Genomic DNA, 19,659 nt, shown 5'->3' with positions numbered 1-19,659 from the left:
CTGCTGGAGGAGTGCAAGCGGTGCCAGGACTGGTTCGTCGGGTACGGTCGTCACGAATCGACGGTACGTAACTTCCCGTGAGGGCGACATAATACTACGGTTCGGCCCTCTACACCCCCGGTCTTCGGCCAACACGGACAGAAATATTGACCTTCTTGAAACCCTTACTGACAAACACATTAGGTGAGTAGCTGGAGGGGAGATGGATGCTCCCCCGAAGTCACGGCTTCTTCGATTTGTTGAACGGTTTGCTCGCCCGTGCCCACGATATTCGGCCACTCATCGAGCACCGTGAGTTCACACCCCTCCACAAGGCGTGGAATGCTCGGTTGGACAGCGATCTCTACCACAGCGGAGCACGAACGAGACAGTCAACCCGGCGATCAAACAGAAATTCGGTGCATTTGTCCGATCAAGTCTCTGATGGAAGCAGTTCCGCGAACTCGTTTTCAAGTGCATCGTTCACAATTTGGATCGACGCCTCGCTATTTCACACGAGGAGTGCGACTGTCCGTGTTGCCGAGAGGAAGGGCTGTTGAATACAGACGGAGAATACAGCACATACAACATGATTAGCTACCGGTTTTATTCCAATTTCGTGGTTATCGACGACTGTAGGATGACAGACTGGTAGGTAAGACAAGATTACAGCCAGTTTGGATATCTCAGACACGTTATAACAAAATCAACACGGCGTGCTTGTGCCCCTCGTAGTTGGTTGATGGAGGAGGCGAATGAGCAGTCCTCGATCGCGCCAACCACGACAACTATGTCGAACGAAAAAGAACAGAATAGCGGACTGGATATAGATCGACGAACAGTACTCAAAGGTGCGGCTGTAGGAGCTGGCATTGCGGGGATGTCAGGACTGGCCACGGCTGGCGGCCCCCCCTGTTTCAAGGACTTCGAGTGTCCGGAGGGCAGCACCTACGTCAAGTTCAATTTCGTTATCGAGACGGACTCTGACGGGAACGACGACTGTTACTTCGAGGAGGAGACAGATACTGATCTCATCACAATCGATAGCTTCACGTCGAAAGATGGAGAGCGCTGTGAGCCGATTGAGGTGGAGTGGAGCGTCGCCGCTGGCTACGGCGCGCTCAAAGTCATGGCCTATGGCGGCAAAGACTGTGTCACCGCGACCGATCCGGATCCCAGTCAATCGTTGAGCCCGGGTTGGTGGGTCCCAGCGGCCAGACAGCCGCCATCAGCAACCTTCAGTTCTGCGTGGAGGAACTGGAGGAGGTGGAATTGCCCGCGGATTCGTACATCGGTTACGAGGACAGGGACAGAATAGGTGACTTCGACTACAACGACTTCGGAATGCGTGCCACCATTTCTGAGACCTACCTCGACGACGAACTCCAGACCATCGACATGGAGTTCACGTCTCGGGTCCACAGGGCCGGCGACAGTCACGACATTCACATCGAGCGAATGTTGGACAACGCCGTCGAGTGGGAACTCACACTCACCCGCAACCACACGGCAGGCGGAAATGAAAAGGTCGAGGTGACCGACGAAGTCGGTTCGGGGACCCTTGACGTTGTGCTCTTCGACACCGACAATTTCACCCAGGGTAACACCGCCACGCTGAGTGTGGAGATCACCTCGGGATCGGTCAGTCCACCCACGACCTCGCCACGCCCAGACGTGGCAGCGGATAACGCGCTCTTCGAGGTCTACGACCCCTACATGCAGAACAAGAGTCAAGGGACAACGATCGACCTGGGCACGATCCAGGATGACGTTGTTCAAAGTGAGATCGGTGGTGGTACTGTTGAAGGAACGTGGAACGAGAGCGACGTACCGAATATCATTGTCGTCCCCGATACCGAGTTCAATCCCCCGGATGAGCAAGAGACGATCACTGGACCGTACCCGGACTTCAACAACTATTACGGGAGTGACAGCACCGAAGATACGCTCTCACTGGATTCCACCTATGACGACTGGTTCACCCCGTAATTAGCAGGTCAGTCTCCAAGACCTCTCTCATTCTTCTACGTTTCCCGCGGGTGAAAGAGCCGTATTTATTTTCAGATAGCGTCCTTAGAAGCGGAGACTTCGTCAAATCACCTCGTATACCCTTACCGGCAAAAATCGGCCTCGGGAACCATGGGGTTCGATTAGGGTATTCCCTTTTCCTGCTGCATTCGCGTCCTGTATTCAGCAGGACTCAGCCCGACTCGCCTTCCAGCTTGAACGTCACCCGGGTCTAACTTAACCCGGCTCCTTCCGAGCTCGAGCCTCAAACGGCCGTCGCCGTCGAGTTGCCCGGCCAGTTAGCGGCGATACGATCAGTTTCGGACCGCGTTTCTCGGCGTCAGTTTCGAGCTCTCAACGGGTACGCGAGGAGCCCCGGTAAACGGAAGGGGACACTCTCTATCCGAAGGAATCGCTCACCTTCCACCAGTGCAGAAGATATCGCGCAATAGGCTTTATAGACATGTCCCGATTCGGAAATCGTGACCTAGAGGCCCCAGTAGTGTGAATATCGCCGGGTAGGCTGTGACTGACGGGACAAATCGCCTGCGAACCGTTACGCACGCTTAACTCACTAAGCGTGCGTAAGTTCTTTGGTGAGTGCCCCCGTCCCCCCGAACAACCCCCAGCACCAAACGATGCGCAACCCCTCTTCCACCCCTCGACAGCCCGCGAACCCGGCGATACAGTCGCTTTCGAGGGAACGATGAGCGCCCGCGACGCGTCGACGCCGATCGCCAGCACGTTCCCGACGTTCCTCACCGACAAGGGGAAGGGTGAGGGCGGCAGCGACGGCGCCTACCGCCGCGACGCCGAGCGGGAGCTGAACCGGTTCCTGCGCTGGTGTCGCGGGAACACGCCCGACCCGGCGAACGCGTCGCCCGCCGACGCGTGGGAGGGGATCGTTCGGGACGCGAACCCCGGGAGTGAGGCCCGAGACGTGCGGTTCTCCGACCTCGACTCGACGGTGTTCGGCGACTACGCACGCTACCTCGTCGTCTCGGGGTTCTCCAACAGCACCGTCCTCACCTACTACGCCTACGTCGCCTCCTGGTGTGGCTGGGCCGACGCCCAGGGGTACGTGCCGCGCCACTACGCCCGGGAGTCCGACGCCGAGGACCCGCTGCCGGAGGGAACCGGGCGACGCCCCGGCGACCAGCAGGCGTGGTCGCCGGAGCAGCGCGACCAGCTCACCCGGTTCGTCGACGAGCGGGCGTCGACGGCCATCGACGATCTCGGTGCCGTCGAGGTGCCGGCCGAGGAACGCGGCGACCTCGAGAGCGACGCCGTCCGGGAGAAGGCCGCCGCGCGGTTCCGCGCGTACAAGCGCTGCCGCGAGCGGGCGCTCGCGTACGTGCTCTGCTACACGGGGCTCCGGGCCGCCGAGTTCCTCAACGCGGCCGACGACGACCGGCCGGGACGGAACGGTGTCCGCTGGGCGGACGTCTCCTTCGCGGACAACAACGTCACCGTCTACCGGAAGAAACAGCAGTGGGACGAGGCCTCCCTCCCGGATCCCGTGCTGGGACCGCTGCGGCGATACCGCCAGCTGCTCGACGCGCCCGCGGAGTGGCCGGTGTTCACGACGCTCCACCGCCCGACGCTGGCTCGCCACGTGCGTGCCGGGCTCCGGGAACGGGGGCTCTCGGACGCGGAGATCGACAGACAGCGCGACGCGAAGCCGGATCTCCTCGTCGCCGCCGAGTTCGACCTCGACGCCCCGCCGGCGCTGAAACCGAACGGCGCGCGCCGGGTGCTGCAGCGACTGTGTGCGGACGCCGAGATCGCCGTCGACGACGACCGCCACGACTACCTCGCCCCCCACGGCGGCCGCCGCGGGATGGGCGAGGTGATGGTCCGGGAGTTCGGCTACGCCGCCGCCGCGCGGTATCTCGACAACAGCGAGGAGCAGGTCCGACAGGCGTACCAGCACATCGAGGCCGCCGAACGCGCGGACATGGCGACGGAAGCGCTCTCGAACACGGACGGCCGCGTTCGGGAGTCCTCGAACGCCGACCGCGCCTGATCACGCGAGTACTCGGTGATCCCGGGATCGCCGGCTACGGTGATCGAGTTGCCTCATCTACCTTCGTCAACTTCGTTGCCTCGGCTGCCTTAGCTACCTTAGCCACCTTAGCTACCTTACCTGCTCCAACTACCGTAGGTACCGCGGGTGCGGGCAGTACCGCAACTGCTCCACCTGCTCCAACTACCGCACGTAACCTACCTACGGTAGATGCCCTACCTACCTCAGCTACCTTAGCTGCCTCAGCTAGCTTGGGTGCAGTAGCTACTACAGCTACCACAGGTGCGGTAGCTGCCGGGGGACGAGGATCGCCTCCCGTAGGTACCGTAACTACCGCAACTACCTCAGCTACCTCAGCTACCTTAGCTACTTCAGTTACCGTAGCTGCCACAGCTACCACAGGTACGGTAGCTGCCGGGGTAGCGGCGCCGTTAACCCATCCCCCGTTTCGCCGCGCTCTGGCGTCGAGAGTCTCGGCCGCCTCCCTCCGTGTTGACGGTTACCAATGTTTATACTGGCTCCGTCCGTTCCCGCGAACGCGAGCCACATGAGCCAGCCGACAACCGACAGGGACGCCCTCGACGGTCTCGAGCGGCGCCTGCACGACGAAGTATCGCTCGACGAGCCGTGGGAGCTGTTGGAGGAGTTCGCCGAACTGAACCGCGTCTCCGGCAGCGCCGACGAGGCCGCGGCCGCGGACTACGTCAGCGACCGCCTCGACGCCAACGGCGTCGCCTACGAGCGCCACGAGCCCGAACTGTACATCAGCCAACCACACGGCGCGACGATCGAGACGCTCACCAAGGAGTTCGAGCCCGGCCCCGTCAAGACCGTCTCGTTCTCGGCGTCGACGACGGTCTCCGGCCCCGTCGAGTACGTCGGCAGCGCCGGCGGCGACCTGCTCGCCGACGACGACGACCCGCGGGAGCCGTACCACGACGTGGGCGATCTCTCCGGGAAGATCGCACTCACGAAAGCCGGCAGCCTCTCGATCCGCGCGGTGAGCAAGCTCTCGGAGAAGGGCGCCATCGGCGTCATCGCGATCCACAAACACGACCGCGAGCCCCACAACGGGATCGCGACCCCGATCTGGGGCGGCGCGCCCCGGTACGACGAACGCGAGAAGATCCCGGACGTGCCGATCGCGAACGTCAACGAGCCCGACGGCGAGACGCTGATGGAGTGGGCCGAGAGCGACGAGGGACTGGAGCTCGAGCTCTCGACCGACCTCACGACCGACTGGATGGAGTGCCCCGTCGTCGTCGCCGAGATCGAGGGCGAGGCCGACCCCCAGAACGACGACTTCCTCCTGCTGCACGGTCACTACGACTCCTGGTACGTCGGGATCACCGACAACGCCACCGGCGACGCCGGTCTGTTGGAGGCCGCTCGGGTGTTCGACCAGCACAGCGAGGACCTGCAGCGCAACCTCCGGGTCGCCTGGTGGCCGGGGCACTCGACGGGGCGCTACGCCGGGTCGACGTGGTACGCCGATCAGTTCGCGGGGGAGCTGGCCGAGCACTGCGTCGCGCAGGTGAACATGGACAGCCCCGGTGCGAAGGACGCGACCGAGTACACGGACATGACCTGCTGGACCCCGGAGGCCCACGAACTCGTCGGCGACGCCATCGACGACGTGACCGGCGCGCCGTACGAGGAGCACTTCCCGTTCCGCGCGGGCGACTACTCCTTCGACAACCTCGGCATCACCGGGTTCTTCATGCTCTCCTCGAACATCCCCGCGGAGATCCGCGAGGAGCGCGGCTACCACGGCGTCGGCGGCTGCGGCGGCAACTCCGACGCCTGGCACGTCTCGACCGACACGCTCGACAAGGCCGGGAAGGACGAGCTCCTGCGGGACATCCGGCTGTACGTCGTCTCGGTCGCCCGCGTGCTGAACGCGGACGTGCTGCCGTTCGACCACGCCCGCAACTCCGCGAAGCTCCGTGAGGCGGTCGAGCGCTACGACGACGCCGCGGGCGATCGCTTCGACTTCTCGCCGACGCTGGACCGCCTCGACACGCTCGAGGACGAGATCGCGTCGTTCCAGCGGGCCGCGCGGGACGGCGAGATCGACGCCGCGACCGCGAACGACGCGATCACATCGCTCTCGCGCGTGCTCACCCGGCTCTACCTGGTCGAGCGCGGCCAGTTCGAGCAGGACCCCGCGACGAGCCGGGAGCCGTTCCCGCGCTTCTCGGTCGCCCGGAAGTTCGAAATCGTCGACGGCGACGAGGCGAAGTTCGTCGAGACCCAGCTCAAACGTGAGCAGAACACGGTCGTCGGCGAACTGAAGCGGGCGCGTTCCATCGTCGCGGACGCCACGGGGGGTGGTGCCTGATGGTCGCCGTCTGCTACCTCGTCCCCGGCGTCGGCCTCCCGAGCGACGAGAAGGAGCGCCGCGAGCGCGTGGCGAACGAGCTCACGCCCGACCACGTCGAGGTGACTGTCGTCGAGGCCGAGGGCCCGGGCCCCACGAGCATCGAGAGCGCCGTCGAGGAGCTCTGGTGCACCGTCGGCTCGATGAAGACCGCCCACCGGATCCAGTCGGAGTACGACGCGCTCGTCATCGGCTGCTTCGGCGACCCCGGGATCCGGGGGCTGCGTGAACTGCTCGACATCCCCGTCGTCGGCCCCGCGGAGACGACGATCCACACGGCCGCGATGGTCGCCGACCGGTTCACCTGGCTCACCATCCTCGACGAGACGATCCCGATGAGCCACGAGCAGGCCCACGAGCACCACCTCTCGGAGCGCTGCGTGAGCGTCCGGTCCGTCGACGCCCCCGTCGAGTCGATCGACCACGGCGACGACGACCTCGTCGAGCGCATGGTCCGGGAGGGGAAAGCCGCGGTCGAGGAGGACGGCGCCGAGGCGCTGTTCCCGGGCTGTATGAGCCTCTCCTTCGCCCAGCGCCACGACGAGATCGAGGAGCGCGTCGGCGTGCCGTTCCTCGACCCGGCGAGCCTCGCGCTGGAGACGGCGGCTACCTGGGCCCGCCACGGCGTCGCCCAGAGCCCCGAAACGTACCCCGAGCCGAAGTTCGAGAAGCTCGGCGACCTGTTGGGGGAGGGCGTCGCCGCGAGCGACGACGACTGAGGCACGGCGACGGTCAGCCGTGCCGCTCTGAGAACTGACTCGCGGCTGCCACGGTCCCGCACCATCGCCGCCACCCCCGGCGAAGCTATTTGTCGGGTCGGTCGCGTGGTTCCCGCATGGACGACGACCCGAGCGTGACGGCCGACGAGATCGGCGACTACGCCCGACGAGCACGGCTCGATCCGGACCGGTTCGACCCGGCGGAACAGGCGGCCGCGATGGCGGCACAGGACGACCTGATCGCCGAGCTCGACGACCTCGAGGCGCCGACGGCGCCCGACCGGGAGCACTGGGAGCCGGAGGAGGGCGACGACCCGAACGCGGCGTTTCTCGCCCGGTGTGACCTGCAGCGAACCGACGACGGCCCGCTGGCGGGGCTGACCGTCGCCGTCAAGGACAACATCGCGGTCGCGGGGCTGCCGATGACCTGCGGGTCGCCGCTGTTCGAGGCGCACGTGCCTGCCGAGGACGCGACGGTCGTCGACCGGATCCTCGACGCCGGCGGGCGGATCGTCGGCAAGGCGAACATGGACGAGTTCGCGCTCGGCGGCGACGCCGCGACGATGCGGTTCCGGCTGGCGCGCAACCCCCACGACGCCGACCACCAGCCCGGCGGCTCCTCCGCCGGCAGCGGCGTCGCCGTCGCGGACGGGCTCGCGGACGTGGCGCTGGGGAGCGACACCGGCGGCTCCGTCCGGTTCCCCGCCTCGTTCTGCGGCGTCGTCGGCCTGAAACCCAGCCGGGGGCTCGTCCCGCTGACGGGGTTCGTCCAGTTCTCGAAGCTCAACGACGAGATCGGCGTGCTCGCGGGTACGGTCGGGGAGGCCGCCCGGACGCTCGAGGCGATCGCCGGGCCGGACCCACGGGACGCCGCCACCGCGGGGGCGAGCCCGGAGCGCTACACCGACGCGGTCGCGGGCGTCGACGCCGACGCGGCCGAGACGCTCACTGTCGGCGTGGCCGAGGAGCTGTTCGGCGGTGACACCGCCGTCGACGAGACGGTTCGGGCGGCCGTCGACGACCTCGCGGCCGCCGGCGCGACCGTGCGCGAGCTGTCGATCCCCAACTTCGAGTACGCCATCCCGGCGTGGTGGGCGATCGCGATGACGGAGGTCGCCGCCTACGTCGAGCGGAACGGGACCAACTTCTGGCAGCGCTCGGTCACCGACCCGGCGTTCGCGGCGGCGGTCGACGAGGCGCTCGCGGAGCGGTCCGACGAGCTCGGCGACTACCCCGCGGACGCGTTCCTCTACGGCCAGCACCTGCTCGCGGGCGACGGCCCCGAGTACTACGCGAGAGCCCAGCGCGCCCGGGAGCTGGTAACCGCCGGCGTCGCCGAGGCGCTCGACGGCGTCGACGTGCTCGCCGGGCCGACGACGCCGATGGTCGCGCCCACCTGGGAGGGCGAGAGCTACCTCGAGGACAGCACGCTCGACGAGGCGGTCCGGACGACGGGCCCGTTCAACCTCACCGGCAACCCCGCCGTCTCGGTGCCCTGTGGAACGAACGACGGCCTGCCGGTCGGCCTCCAGTTCGTCGCGCCGCGTGGCGCCGACGCGACCGCGCTCCGGGCGGCGGCGATCTGGGAGGCGGTCGATCGGTAGGCGGCGCGATCGACGTTCACGGCGCGTTTTCTCCCGGTTCACGACCGCCACCCCCGTCACGCTTATTGCGATAGTTCCCTCGTTGTGGGTGTGATTGACACAGTCGACAGAACGACGGAAGACGGACTCGTCGGCGAGATCGACCGGAGCGCGCTGGAGGCCCACATCGACGCGCTGGCCGACCTGCGGCGGTATCCCGGGACGGACGACCAGTGGGAGGCGGCGGAGTACATCGTCGACGAACTCGGCGCCGACGGCGTCGACGTAGAACTACAGACGGTCGAGGCGTACACGAGCGTCCCGGTGTCCGCGACGGTGACGGTCACGAGCCCTGTCCGGGAGGTGTTCGAGGACGCGATCACCACCGCGTTCAGCGCGAGCACGCCCCCCGGCGGCGTCAGCGGCGAGCTCGTCGCCGTCGACGCGGTCGGGCACAGCGCGACCGACCTGCCCGACCTCTCCGGGAAGATCGTGTTCACGGAGGGGCTCCCGACCCCCGGCGCCGTGCGGGCCATCGACGAGGCCGGCGCGCAGGCCGCGGTGTTCCAGTCGCCGACCGAGGGCCAACTGCACGAGATGATCGCCTCCCCCATCTGGGGCTCGCCGTCGGTGGACGACGTGGACGAGCTCCCGGACCTCCCAGTCGCGGAGATCCACCAGCGCGACGGCGCGTGGCTGGCGGAGCGACTCGCGGGCGACGACGTGGCGGTGACCGTCGAGACGCAGGCCCGGACCGAGCAGCGGGAACTGCCGTGTCCCGTCGCGCGGATCGAGGGCACCGAGAGCGACCGCTACACCGTCGTCGGCAACCACATCGACTCCTGGCACGAGGGCGTCACCGACAACGCCTCGGCCGTCGCCACGTCGATGGAGCTGGCCCGCGTGTTCGCCGAGCACCCGCCGAAACGCGGGATCGTCGTCGGGTTCTGGCCCGGCCACTCGATGGGTCGCTACGCCGGGAGCGCGCGCTACGCCGACCGGAACTGGCTCGACCTCCGCGAGAACGGCGTCGCCTACATCCACATCGACCTGAACGGCCTCGACGGCGCCGACCACCTCTGGGCCCAGCACATGGCCGAGGTCGGCGACGAACATCTCGACGTGCTCGCGGACGGCCCGCTCCCGATGGAGACGGCGCGGGACGAGGGCGGCCTGCTCGGCGGCGGCAGCCGGCCGGGCCGGAACTCCGACCAGTCGTTCTGGGGTGCCGGGCTCTCCTCGCTGCTCTCGGGCGCGCGGTTCAGCGCCGACCACGAGGACGCCGGCCCCGTCGGCGGCGGCTGGTGGTGGCACACCCCCGAGGACACCCGGGACAAGATCGACTTCGACCTGATGGCCGAGGAGGCCCGGCTGTACACGGCCATCGTCTCGCGGCTCTCGAACTCGCCGGTGCTCCCCCACGACTACCGGGAGACGGCCGCGGAGATCCGCGCGCTCGTCGAGCAGATCGACGACGCGGCCGCGGGCGAGGTCGACTTCTCGCCGGTGTACGACCGGCTCGACCGCCTCGACGCCGCGCTGGACTCGTTCGCCGCAGTGGCCGAGGGCGTCGACGACGACGGCGTCGCGACGGGCGTCGAGGACGTACAGGTCCGGCTCGGCAACCTGCTCATCCCGGCGCTGTACATGGAGTCGCCGGCGCACGAGCACGACCCGGCGCTGCCCCACGAACTGCTCCCGTACCTCCGGGTCGCCGAGACGCTCCCGGACAAAACTGGCCCCCGAGCCGGCTTCGCCCGGACGAAAGCCGTCCGCGGCGTCTCGAAGCTCGCGCACAACGTCGAGGAGGCGGCCGATACCGTCGAGGCGTTCCTCGACCGGCGGGCCTGAACCGCAGGCCGTCGATCGGGGTGCTCAGCGGAACGCCGGGACGACCTCCTCGGCGAACAGCTCCACACCGGTCGCCTCGGGGAAGTCGACGAACTCCAGCACGACCTCGTCGACGCCGAGGTCGGCGTAGGGCTCGAGCTCGGCGATCAGCTGGTCGGGCGTGCCGATCAGGTTGTTGTACGACGCCATCGGGTCGTCGGGGTCCGGATCGCGGAAGCGCGGCACCTCGTCGAGGATCGCCTCGACTTCGGCCTCGGTCTCCCGGACGATACACCGCGCGAACCACGACACGTCGATCTCGTCGAACGCGGTGTCGTACGTCTCGCAGTGGGATCGCAGCACGTCGAGCTTGTGCTCCATCACCTCGGTCGGCCCCCAGTAGTTCCACTCGTCGGCGTGCTTGGCGGCGATGCGGAGCGTGAACTCCTCGCCGCCCCCGCCGACCATGATCGGCGGCCGCGGGTCCTGCCGCGGTCGCGGGCGGCAGGTCGCACCGTCGAGCTGGTAGTAGTCGCCGTCGTAGTCGACGTCGTCCTCGGTCCAGAGGCGCTTCGTGAGCTCGATCGTCTCCTCCATCGCGCGCAGTCGCTCGGGCGCGTCCGGCCAGTCGTAGCCGTACGCGAGCGCCTCGTCGGCCTTCCAGCCCGCGCCCATCCCGAGCTTCAGCCGGCCGTCGCTGACGTTGTCGAGGTCGGCGGCCATCTTCGCCAGCAGGGGGCCGTGGCGGAGCTCGTTGTTGACGGTTTTGGGGAACAGCGTCACCTCGTCGGTCGCGACAGCGAGCCCGGTCAGCGTCGTGAAACACTCCGTGGTCGCGTCGTCGCCCGCGAGCAGGTGGTCGGGGACGCCGAGCCCGTCGAACCCCGCGGCTTCGACGGTTTCGGCGTAGGCGCGCTGTTTCTCCCAGGAGATCGAGTCACAGAACGCCAGCGTGGAGTACTCCGAGGCGCCGGCGGCAGTCGGGATGTTGGCTGCGAACCGCATCACCTCAATCATCCTCGACCACGGGTAAAGAGCTATCCCCGCAGCGAGTGCGCAGTCCTAGAGCGACCGGCGGAGTTCTCGGAGTTCCGCCACGACACCGTTGCGTTCACGCTGCAGTTGGAGTTCGAGGAAGCGCGCGTCGTCGCCGTCCAGGTCGGGGAGTCGCTCGACGGGGGCGAGCCGCGGGAACGGCGCCCGGCTCTCGGCGGGGTCCTGCTCGAACTGCCCCTCGGTGACGAACTGCAGCCGCGTGAGCGCCTTGACGAGCCTGTCGGCCGCCGCGGGGTAGCCGTCGGCGTCGTCGAGCAACGCCGTCGTCGCCTCCCGCAGCGCGTCGAGCTCGTCGCGCACCGGCCCGAGGTCGAACGCGCTAGCTTCGTCGTACTCGGCGGCCGCCGACGCGAGCCGGTCGATCGCCCGAACCGGGTCGGCCGGGCGGTCGGCCCGACTCAGCCGGGCCGTCGCGAGCGTGTACACCTCGGTGTCGCGTTCCAGCACGTCGGGATCGGCCTTCTCGATCGTGTCGGTCGTGAGGTGCCACGCGTCGGCGTGGCCGCCGGAGCCGCCGACGGGGTGGTAGCCGCGCTCCTCGCGGACGGACGCGGGGATGCTCGACTGCAGCGACATCCCCGGGATCCCGAGGTTGTTGAAGGAGTAGTCGCCCGCACGCGCCGGCCGGAACGTTTCGGTCTCCTTGCCGGTCACGTCCGCGATGGTGCCGGCGGCGACGCCCTCGACCGCGGCCATCCACTTCACGCGCTCGTCGTACGCCGTCGCGTCGGCGACGCCCGGCGAGTCGACGTTCACGTGCGCCACGCAGCGCTCGGCGAGTTCGGTCGCGAACTCGTCGGTGAACCACGTCGAGCCGGCGTAGCGCCCCGTCGAGTGCCCCGGCCACCAGGCGACCCACACGTCCCGCCGGAGCTCGTCGCTGTGCTCGTCCAGCACGCGGGCCAGTTCCAGCAGCGCGGCGTCGCCGGTCGCGTTGTCGGTGACGCCGACGTGCCAGGAGTCGAGGTGGCCGTGAGCCAGCACGAACTCGTCGGTCTCGGGGGCGGCCTCCCCCTCGATCCGCGCCAGCACCAGCGGCGCCGTCTGCCACTCGGTCGTCGTCTCCGCCGAAACGGTGACCTCGGCGCCCGCGGCGGCCCGCTCCCGGAGTTCGCGGCCGTCGCTCGCGGAGACGTTCGCGACGAGCAGCTCCGGGATGCGGTCCCGCTCGTCGTACGGGGGCGCGCCGCCCCAGACGGGCGTGACGATCCCCTCGTGGGGCTCGCGCTCGTGGGGGTGGATGCCGACGAACGCCTCGGCGCCCCGGTCGGCGAGCTCCTCGATCGCGCTGATCGGGATGATCGACTCGCTCATCACCACTTTCCCCGAGAGGTCCTCCGGGAGACCGGCGAGCGAGACCGAGAGCATCGCCTCGATCGACTCCATCTCGTCGTCGTTCTCCACGTAGACGAGCTCGCCCTCGGCGGTGCCGTCGGCGGAGAACGAGACGGTCTTCGCCGACGCTGCCCCCCAGCCGTCCCCAGCCTCGACGCTCCCGCCGTGGGGCGTGCTCAGGAACAGTTCCGGCTCGAACAGCTCGTGGTCGACGCCGAACCCATCGAGGCGCTCCGTGAGGTACTCGGCCGCCGCGCGCTCGTCGTCGGTGCCCGAGACGCGCTCGAGCTCGGCGAACCGTTCGACGAGCCGCCAGGGCTCGTCGGCGCCGACGGCGTCGACGATGGCGGCGTCGACGCCCGACAGCGATGGCTTCCCGTCCGCGTAGAGTCGCTGACTCATACTGCCCCTTCGGTACCCCCTCCGTAATAGCTTCCCGTACCTGACAGGGCGCTGGAGGAACTGGCGGCGAGACCGGCGACGGCGGCGGTCGAGCGGGCGTCGACGTGGCTCTCGGCGCCGACTACCGGGACCTGGTCACCGTAGCAACCACCTACCTTCCGAGTGGGGGCTGTATATTCGACGCCGTACGGTTTAAGTTGTATTCCACCCGACACAAAGTATATTTCGAGGAGTGGCCGCCGCATGACAAACATTTATAAGAGATTGGGGGTTGGGTACATCTATGCCTGAGAATGATTGGCAAGACAACCGCCGGAAGTTCCTCCAGGCCGCCGCGTCCGCGGGCCTGATCGGACTTGCCGGCTGTACCGGCGGCGACGGCACGGCGACCCCGACCGACACGGACTCCGGCTCGTCCGGGGACGACGACACCGACGGCGAGACGTCGACGCCCACCCGGGGCGGCTCGCTGAACTTCGCACAGACCTCCTCGCCGGTGGAGCTCGACCCCGTCAACAACAACGGCGGGAACTACTCCATCATGCTGAAGAACCTGGTGTACTCCCCGGTGCTCGGCTACGACCGGAACACCAACCTCGTGCCGATCCTGGCCGAGGAGATCCCCACCCTCGAGGGGAACGAGTTCACGCTCAACCTCGACGCCGACGCGACGTTCCACAACGGCGACCCCGTCACCGCGGAGGACGTGAAGTACACGTTCGAGGCGACCGTCGAGGAGCAGACCAGCTACGCCTCCAACTTCAGCATCGTCGAGAGCATCGAAGTCGAGGACGACCAGACCGCCCACTTCACGCTGACCGAACCGTACGTGCCGATCCTCCACGCGATCGCGCACCCGGTGGCGCCGAAGAGCGTCCGCGAGGAGGATCCCGAAGGGTTCGGGATCGACACGTTCGTCGGCTCCGGCCCGTTCGAGGTGACGGAGTTCGAGGAGAACGACCACGTCACGATGGCCGGCTGGGACGACTACTGGGGCAGCGGCAGCCCCCACCTCGACGAGGTGACGTTCACGCCGATCAACGAGCCGACCAACCGCGTGACCCAGCTCCAGACCGGCGAGCAGGACGTGATCAACCGCATCCCGCCGCAGTTCTGGAGCACCGTCCAGAACATGTCGGACGCCGACGTGATCGAGGGGCCCTCGCTGAGCTACCAGTTCGCCGCGTTCAACCAGAAGGAGGGCGAGTGTGCCAAGCGCGACGTGCGACTGGCGATCGACCACTGTGTCGACCTCGACCAGGCCATCGATCAGTACATCAAGCCCGGCGGCGGCCGGATCTACAGCCCGGTCCCCGCCTCCGTCGCCGAGGCGTGGGACATGCCGCTCGACGAGTGGGAGAACAGCTGGGCCGACAAGGACATCGACCGCGCCAAGGAGCTGTTCGAGAGCGCCGGCGTGCCCGACGACTGGACGTGCAACATCATCGTCTCCTCCACGGAGAAGCGCCGACAGGTCGCCGTCTCCATCGCGAACGGGATCCAGGAGGCGGGCTACGACGCGCAGGTGCAGTACCTCGACTTCGCGACGATGCTCGACCGGTTCGACTCCGGCGACGCCAGCCAGGTGAACATCTACCTGCTCGGCTGGACGCGCGCCCCCGAGCCCGACCGCTTCCTCTACGAACTGCTCCACATCGACGGCGCGTTCCAGGGGCAGTACTACGACAACGACCGGTTCAACGAGCTGCTGGCCGAGGCCCGGGTCACCCCCGAGCGCGAGCAGCGCCGCGAGATGTACATCGAGGCGATCAACCTGTTCGTCGAGGACCGGGTCCACCTCCCGCTGTACTACACCTCCGTCTCGATGGGCGTGAAGAACTACGTCCAGGGGCTGAAAACCCACCCCGTCTCGACGTACAACCCCTACCTCTACGGCGACCGGAACAACACCAACGCCGACACCGAAGGCTCGAACGTCTGGATGGATCAGTAACCCCTCCCCCCTCGACCGTTTTCGCACTCACGACGACATAGATGTCACACTTACGATACACTATCAAACGGCTGCTCCAGGCGATCCCGGTGCTCATCGGCATCTCGTCGATCACGTTCTTCCTGATCAACGCGATGCCGGGCTCGCCGGTTGAGGTGATGCTCGGGCCGACCGCGAGCGAGGAGCTCATCGCCGCCGCCGAGGAGCGCTACGGGTTCGACCAACCGATCCACGTACGGTACGTCAAGTACATTCTCGCGGCAATGGGCGGCGATCTGGGGCGCAGCATCCACTACGGCGTCCCGGTCACGACGAAGATCATGGAGCGCCTGCCGGTGACGCTCCTGCTGCTGGCGTCGAGTTTCGCCTTCGCCATCAGCGTCGCGATCCCGCTGGGGATCGTCTCCGCCCGCCGCCGGAACCAGCCGGTCGACCACGGCTCCCGCGTCGTCTCGCTGATCGGCGTCAGCACCCCCAACTTCTGGATCGGGCTGCTGCTGATCATCGTGTTCGGCTACCACCTCCAGGTGCTACCCTCGAACGGGTTAGTGATGCCATTAACACCGATCTCGGAGGTGGAGGGGGCCACCTCACGGCTCGACGTGTTGGTCCAGACCGCCAAGAGCCTCATCATGCCCACCATCGCGCTGGGGACGCTCCAGATGGCGGCGGTCTCCCGCATCGAGCGGTCGTCGATGCTCGAGGTCCTGGGCCGGGACTACATCAAACTCGCCCGGGCGTTCGGCGTGAAGGAGTCCGTCATCACCCGGAAACACGCGTTCCGCAACGCGCAGCTGCCGGTGGTGACCATCATCGGGCTCCAGCTCACGTCCGCGCTGGGCGGCGCGGTGCTGACCGAGACCGTGTTCAACATCAACGGGATGGGTCGGCTGATCATCCAGGCGGTCCGGACGCAGGACTACGCGCTCATCATGGGGACGACGCTGTTCTTCGGCGTCATGTTCGTGATCGGCACGCTGGTGACCGACCTGACGTACGCGTACCTCGACCCGCGCGTCACCTACGAGGGTGAGGACTGATGGCGGCCGAAACCGAGGCGGCCGACGGCGAGGAGTACGAGTCCCGCGTCGGCGCCTCCTACACCCTCTCGCGGCTGCTCCAGGACACGAGCGCCCGGATCAGCCTCTTCCTGATCGCGATCATCTCCGCGGGCGCGCTGTTCGCGTTCGTCGACGCGGAGTTCCTCGACTACCGGCTGGCGGAGACGTACCTCTACCACCCGCTGCGGAACAACGTCGGCGCGCGGCCGCTGCTGCCGCCGGTCGGGCTGAGCAACCAGTTCGGCGAGGGCGTCATGGCCCACCCGCTGGGCACCGACACCCGTGGCCGGGACATCGCGGTCCGGCTGCTGTACGGCTCCCGGATCGCCATCCAGATTGCGCTGGTGTCGACGACGATCGGCGTCGTCGTCGGCACCACCGTCGGCGCCGTCTCCGGCTACTACGGCGGCTGGGTCGACGACGTGCTGATGCGGTTCGTCGAGATCCTCTACTCCATCCCGTTCCTGGTGCTCGTCATCGCGTTCATGGCGGCGTTCGGCCGGGAGCTCATCTACGCGATGATCGGGGTGAGCATCATATCGATCCCGATCTTCGCCCGGCTGATCCGCTCGGAGGTGCTGAGCATCCGCGAGGAGACGTACGTCGAGGCCGCCCAGGCCGCCGGCGTGAAGGACCGGAACATCCTGCTCCGGCACGTCATCCCGAACAGCTTCGCGCCGGTCGTCGTCCAGACGACGCTCCAGATGGGGACGAACATCCTCATCGTGGCCGGGCTGTCGTTCCTCGGCTTCGGCGCCCAGCCCCCGACGCCGTCGTGGGGCCAGATGCTCTCGATCGCGCGCAACTACATGCTCCCGGCGCCGTGGTTCTCGGTCTGGCCGGGGCTGGCCATCCTCGTGACCGTGATGGCGTTCAACATCCTCGGCGACGGGCTCCGCGACACGCTGGACCCGCGCCTCGAAAACTGACAATGACTGCATCCACGCCACTACTCAGCGTCGACAACCTCCAGACACAGTTCGAAACCGCCGAAGGCACCGTCCGCGCGGTCGACGGCATCTCCTTCGACGTGCACGAGGGGGAGACCGTCGGCCTCGTCGGCGAGTCCGGCGCCGGGAAGTCCGTCGCCATCTCCAGTATCCTCCGGCTGGTCGAGTCGCCCGGCGAGATCGTCGGCGGCGAGATTCGCTTCCAGGGGGAGACGCTGCTCAGCTTCGAGGAGGGCCCCGACGGCGAGCGCCGCCGCAGCCCGGAGACGCTCTCGAACGAGGAGTTCCGCCGCCGCATCCGGGGCCGCGAGATCGCGACGATCTTCCAGGACCCGATGGAGAGCCTCAACCCCGTGTTCACCGTCGGCAGCCAGCTCCAGGAGTTCATCGAGATCAACCGGGAGCTCCCGCCGAAGGACGCCCGGGACGTGGCGATCGAGACGCTCCGGGAGGTCGACATCCCCAAGCCCGAAGACCGGTTCGACGACTACCCCCACGAGTTCTCCGGCGGGATGCGCCAGCGCGTCCTCATCGCGATGGCGATCGCCTGCCAGCCGTCGCTGATCCTGGCCGACGAGCCGACGACGGCGCTGGACGTCACCGTCGAGGGGCAGATCCTGAACATGGTCTCCAACCTCCAGGACGAGTACGGCACCAGCTTCGTCTGGGTGACCCACGACCTCGCCGTCGTCGCCGACATCTGCGACCGCGTCAACGTGATGTACCTCGGGCAGATGGCCGAACAGGCGAACGTCCACGACCTGTTCGACGACACCAAACACCCGTACACGGAGGCGCTGCTGAACTCCGTGCCGCGCCCCGACAAGACCGTCGAGTCGCTCACGCCGATCGAGGGGGTGATGCCCGAGGCGATCGACCCGCCCGCAGGCTGTCGGTTCCACCCGCGTTGTCCGGACGCCCGCGAGGTCTGCCGGGAGATCAACCCGGACGCCCGGAACGTGAGCGACACCGGCAGACCCCACAACGCGGCGTGTGTGAAACACGACGCGTTCGACGTGGATTACGAGCACAGCGCGCCGATCAAGTCCGAGGACGACGAGTTCGGCGAGGACCTGCAGGTGACGGAGGGGAGCCGATGAGCGGGGCGGAGTCGATCCTCCGCGTCGAGAACCTCACGAAACACTTCTCGACGGGCAGCGGCGTGTTCGACACCGTGGAACTCGACCTGAGCGGCGGGTTCCCGCTGAAGCGCACCGTCGAGCACGTCCGGGCCGTCGACGACGTCTCCTTCGAGATCGAGCGCGGCGAGACGCTCGGGCTGGTCGGCGAGTCCGGCTGCGGGAAGTCGACGCTCGGGCGGACGATCCTCCGCCTGCTCCAGCCGACCGACGGGGATATCTACTTCAAGGGTCGGAACATCGCCGACCTCGACAAGGGCGAACTCCGCCGCACCCGGAAGGACCAGCAGATGATCTTCCAGGACCCGCAGTCCTCGCTCAACCCGCGGATGAAGGTCGGCCCGATCGTCGAGGAGCCGATGAAGGCCCACGACCTCTACGACGACGACGGCCGGGAGGAGCGGGCGCGGGAGCTGCTGGAGGCCGTCGGCCTCGACCCGCAGCACTACAACCGCTACCCCCACCAGTTCTCCGGCGGGCAGCGCCAGCGCATCAACCTCGCGCGGGCGCTCTCGGTCGATCCGGACTTCATCGTCTGTGACGAGCCGACGAGCGCGCTCGACGCCTCGATCCAGGCACAGGTGCTCAACACGATGCGGGAGCTCCAGGAGGAGTTCAACCTCACCTACCTGTTCATCAGCCACGACCTCTCGGTGATCCGCCACATCTCCGACCGCGTCGCGGTGATGTACCTCGGCCAGATCGTCGAACTGGCCGAGAAGGAGGAGCTGTTCGAGGACCCGAAACACCCCTACACGCGGTCGCTGCTGTCGGCGATCCCGGTGCCGGACCCGTCCCAGGCCGGCTCGCGGACGATCCTGCAGGGCGACGTGCCGGACCCCGTCGACCCGCCCTCGGGCTGTCGCTTCCGGACGCGCTGTCCGGAGCTCATCCCGCCCGACGCCTACGACCTGGGCGACGACGAGTGGGCGGCGGTTCGGGAGTTCATGCGCGCGGTCAGGCGCCGCGCGTTCGACCCCGAGAGCCGCGCGGCCGTCGAGGCCGAGTTCTTCGACGGCGTCAGCCTCGGCGGCGAGGCGGGCGCGTCGTCGACGACGCGCTCGACCACGTCGCCGCGACGGAGTGGGAGGAAGCGACGGACCTACTCACCGACTCCTTCGCCGAGCAGAGCATCTGCGCACAGGAGCAGCCGGCGTACGAACTCCCGTCCAGTCGGGCGGAGAGCCGCTTCGCCGCCTGCCACCTCCACCGCGAGTAACTCCCTCGCGGGCCGACCG

At 67.5% G+C, this 19,659-nt stretch carries 13 protein-coding genes and 2 pseudogenes; 13 read left to right on the top strand and 2 right to left on the bottom strand.

Translation table 11 applies throughout. From position 1 onward, the window contains the following. Nucleotides 1-248: 248 nt before the first annotated feature. The 8 genes and pseudogenes from ACP95_RS15480 to ACP95_RS00925 all read left to right on the top strand — a co-directional run. Nucleotides 249-484 (top strand): annotated as a pseudogene (locus ACP95_RS15480) (IS5/IS1182 family transposase); the annotation flags it as partial. A 237-nt stretch (nt 485-721) separates the two neighbouring features. Continuing rightward, on the top strand, nt 722-1,297 hold the full coding sequence (locus tag ACP95_RS15475) for a hypothetical protein (RefSeq protein ID WP_154018402.1): 576 nt from the start codon (nt 722-724) through the stop codon (nt 1,295-1,297). Beyond that, entirely contained in the window at nt 1,228-1,968 is a 741-nt protein-coding gene (locus tag ACP95_RS00950; RefSeq protein WP_154018401.1) for a hypothetical protein, read from the top strand. The genes ACP95_RS15475 and ACP95_RS00950 overlap by 70 nt, the downstream gene beginning before the upstream one ends. Nucleotides 1,969-2,692: 724 nt before the next feature. Continuing rightward, complete coding sequence (locus ACP95_RS00945) at nt 2,693-4,012, top strand: site-specific integrase (protein ID WP_049979414.1); 1,320 nt, start codon at nt 2,693-2,695, stop codon at nt 4,010-4,012. A gap of 547 nt (nt 4,013-4,559) precedes the next feature. Continuing rightward, nucleotides 4,560-6,353: a M28 family peptidase gene (locus ACP95_RS00940; protein WP_049979413.1), complete on the top strand. Its 1,794-nt coding sequence runs from the start codon at nt 4,560-4,562 to the stop codon at nt 6,351-6,353. Further along, nucleotides 6,353-7,111, top strand: a complete 759-nt coding sequence (locus tag ACP95_RS00935; RefSeq protein WP_049979412.1) for an aspartate/glutamate racemase family protein — start codon at nt 6,353-6,355, stop codon at nt 7,109-7,111. The genes ACP95_RS00940 and ACP95_RS00935 overlap by 1 nt, the downstream gene beginning before the upstream one ends. A gap of 116 nt (nt 7,112-7,227) precedes the next feature. Next, complete coding sequence (locus tag ACP95_RS00930; protein ID WP_049979411.1) at nt 7,228-8,715, top strand: amidase; 1,488 nt, start codon at nt 7,228-7,230, stop codon at nt 8,713-8,715. Nucleotides 8,716-8,805: 90 nt separating this feature from the next. Continuing rightward, the gene (locus tag ACP95_RS00925) at nt 8,806-10,545 is read left to right on the top strand and encodes a M28 family peptidase (RefSeq protein WP_049979410.1); all 1,740 of its coding nucleotides are present in this window, start codon (nt 8,806-8,808) and stop codon (nt 10,543-10,545) included. Nucleotides 10,546-10,569: 24 nt separating this feature from the next. On the opposite strand, the gene ACP95_RS00920 is transcribed toward ACP95_RS00925, so the two are convergent. Both ACP95_RS00920 and ACP95_RS00915 read right to left on the bottom strand, forming a co-directional pair. Then, the gene (locus ACP95_RS00920) at nt 10,570-11,529 is read right to left on the bottom strand and encodes an LLM class flavin-dependent oxidoreductase (protein ID WP_049979409.1); all 960 of its coding nucleotides are present in this window, start codon (nt 11,527-11,529) and stop codon (nt 10,570-10,572) included. Nucleotides 11,530-11,586: 57 nt separating this feature from the next. Then, on the bottom strand, nt 11,587-13,317 hold the full coding sequence (locus ACP95_RS00915; protein WP_049979408.1) for a M28 family peptidase: 1,731 nt from the start codon (nt 13,315-13,317) through the stop codon (nt 11,587-11,589). A 283-nt stretch (nt 13,318-13,600) separates the two neighbouring features. Between ACP95_RS00915 and ACP95_RS00910 the strand changes: the two genes are divergently transcribed. The 5 genes and pseudogenes from ACP95_RS00910 (at nt 13,601) to ACP95_RS00890 (ending at nt 19,640) form a co-directional block, all read left to right on the top strand. Beyond that, a complete protein-coding gene (locus ACP95_RS00910; protein WP_049979407.1) occupies nt 13,601-15,271 on the top strand; it encodes an ABC transporter substrate-binding protein in 1,671 nt (556 codons plus the stop codon). A 41-nt stretch (nt 15,272-15,312) separates the two neighbouring features. Beyond that, nucleotides 15,313-16,311, top strand: a complete 999-nt coding sequence (locus ACP95_RS00905) for an ABC transporter permease (protein WP_049979406.1) — start codon at nt 15,313-15,315, stop codon at nt 16,309-16,311. Then, nucleotides 16,311-17,261 (top strand): ABC transporter permease, encoded by a 951-nt coding sequence (locus tag ACP95_RS00900; RefSeq protein ID WP_049979405.1) that lies wholly within the window; start codon nt 16,311-16,313, stop codon nt 17,259-17,261. Before ACP95_RS00905 ends, ACP95_RS00900 begins: the two co-directional genes overlap by 1 nt. Before the next feature lie 2 nt (nt 17,262-17,263). Continuing rightward, nucleotides 17,264-18,382, top strand: coding sequence for an ABC transporter ATP-binding protein (locus ACP95_RS00895; RefSeq protein WP_049979404.1), 1,119 nt, complete (start codon nt 17,264-17,266; stop codon nt 18,380-18,382). Then, nucleotides 18,379-19,640 (top strand): annotated as a pseudogene (locus ACP95_RS00890) (ABC transporter ATP-binding protein). The gene ACP95_RS00895 and the pseudogene ACP95_RS00890 overlap by 4 nt, the downstream one beginning before the upstream one ends. Nucleotides 19,641-19,659: the final 19 nt, after the last annotated feature.

It is taken from the genome of Halolamina rubra, assembly GCF_000739555.1.
GTDB lineage: Archaea > Halobacteriota > Halobacteria > Halobacteriales > Haloferacaceae > Halolamina > Halolamina rubra.
This window is presented reverse-complemented; position numbering and strand designations above follow the sequence as displayed.

What these genes read in the sequence shown, in the direction of transcription:
- ACP95_RS00900 (WP_049979405.1), top strand. Translation starts at nt 16,311, where the DNA reads ATGGCGGCCGAAACCGAGGCGGCCGACGGCGAGGAGTACGAGTCCCGC.
- ACP95_RS00945 (WP_049979414.1), top strand. Translation starts at nt 2,693, where the DNA reads ATGAGCGCCCGCGACGCGTCGACGCCGATCGCCAGCACGTTCCCGACG.
- ACP95_RS00940 (WP_049979413.1), top strand. Translation starts at nt 4,560, where the DNA reads ATGAGCCAGCCGACAACCGACAGGGACGCCCTCGACGGTCTCGAGCGG.
- ACP95_RS00930 (WP_049979411.1), top strand. Translation starts at nt 7,228, where the DNA reads ATGGACGACGACCCGAGCGTGACGGCCGACGAGATCGGCGACTACGCC.
- ACP95_RS00910 (WP_049979407.1), top strand. Translation starts at nt 13,601, where the DNA reads ATGCCTGAGAATGATTGGCAAGACAACCGCCGGAAGTTCCTCCAGGCC.
- ACP95_RS00895 (WP_049979404.1), top strand. Translation starts at nt 17,264, where the DNA reads ATGACTGCATCCACGCCACTACTCAGCGTCGACAACCTCCAGACACAG.
- ACP95_RS00915 (WP_049979408.1), bottom strand. Translation starts at nt 13,317, where the DNA reads ATGAGTCAGCGACTCTACGCGGACGGGAAGCCATCGCTGTCGGGCGTC.
- ACP95_RS15475 (WP_154018402.1), top strand. Translation starts at nt 722, where the DNA reads ATGGAGGAGGCGAATGAGCAGTCCTCGATCGCGCCAACCACGACAACT.
- ACP95_RS00905 (WP_049979406.1), top strand. Translation starts at nt 15,313, where the DNA reads ATGTCACACTTACGATACACTATCAAACGGCTGCTCCAGGCGATCCCG.
- ACP95_RS00920 (WP_049979409.1), bottom strand. Translation starts at nt 11,529, where the DNA reads ATGCGGTTCGCAGCCAACATCCCGACTGCCGCCGGCGCCTCGGAGTAC.
- ACP95_RS00935 (WP_049979412.1), top strand. Translation starts at nt 6,353, where the DNA reads ATGGTCGCCGTCTGCTACCTCGTCCCCGGCGTCGGCCTCCCGAGCGAC.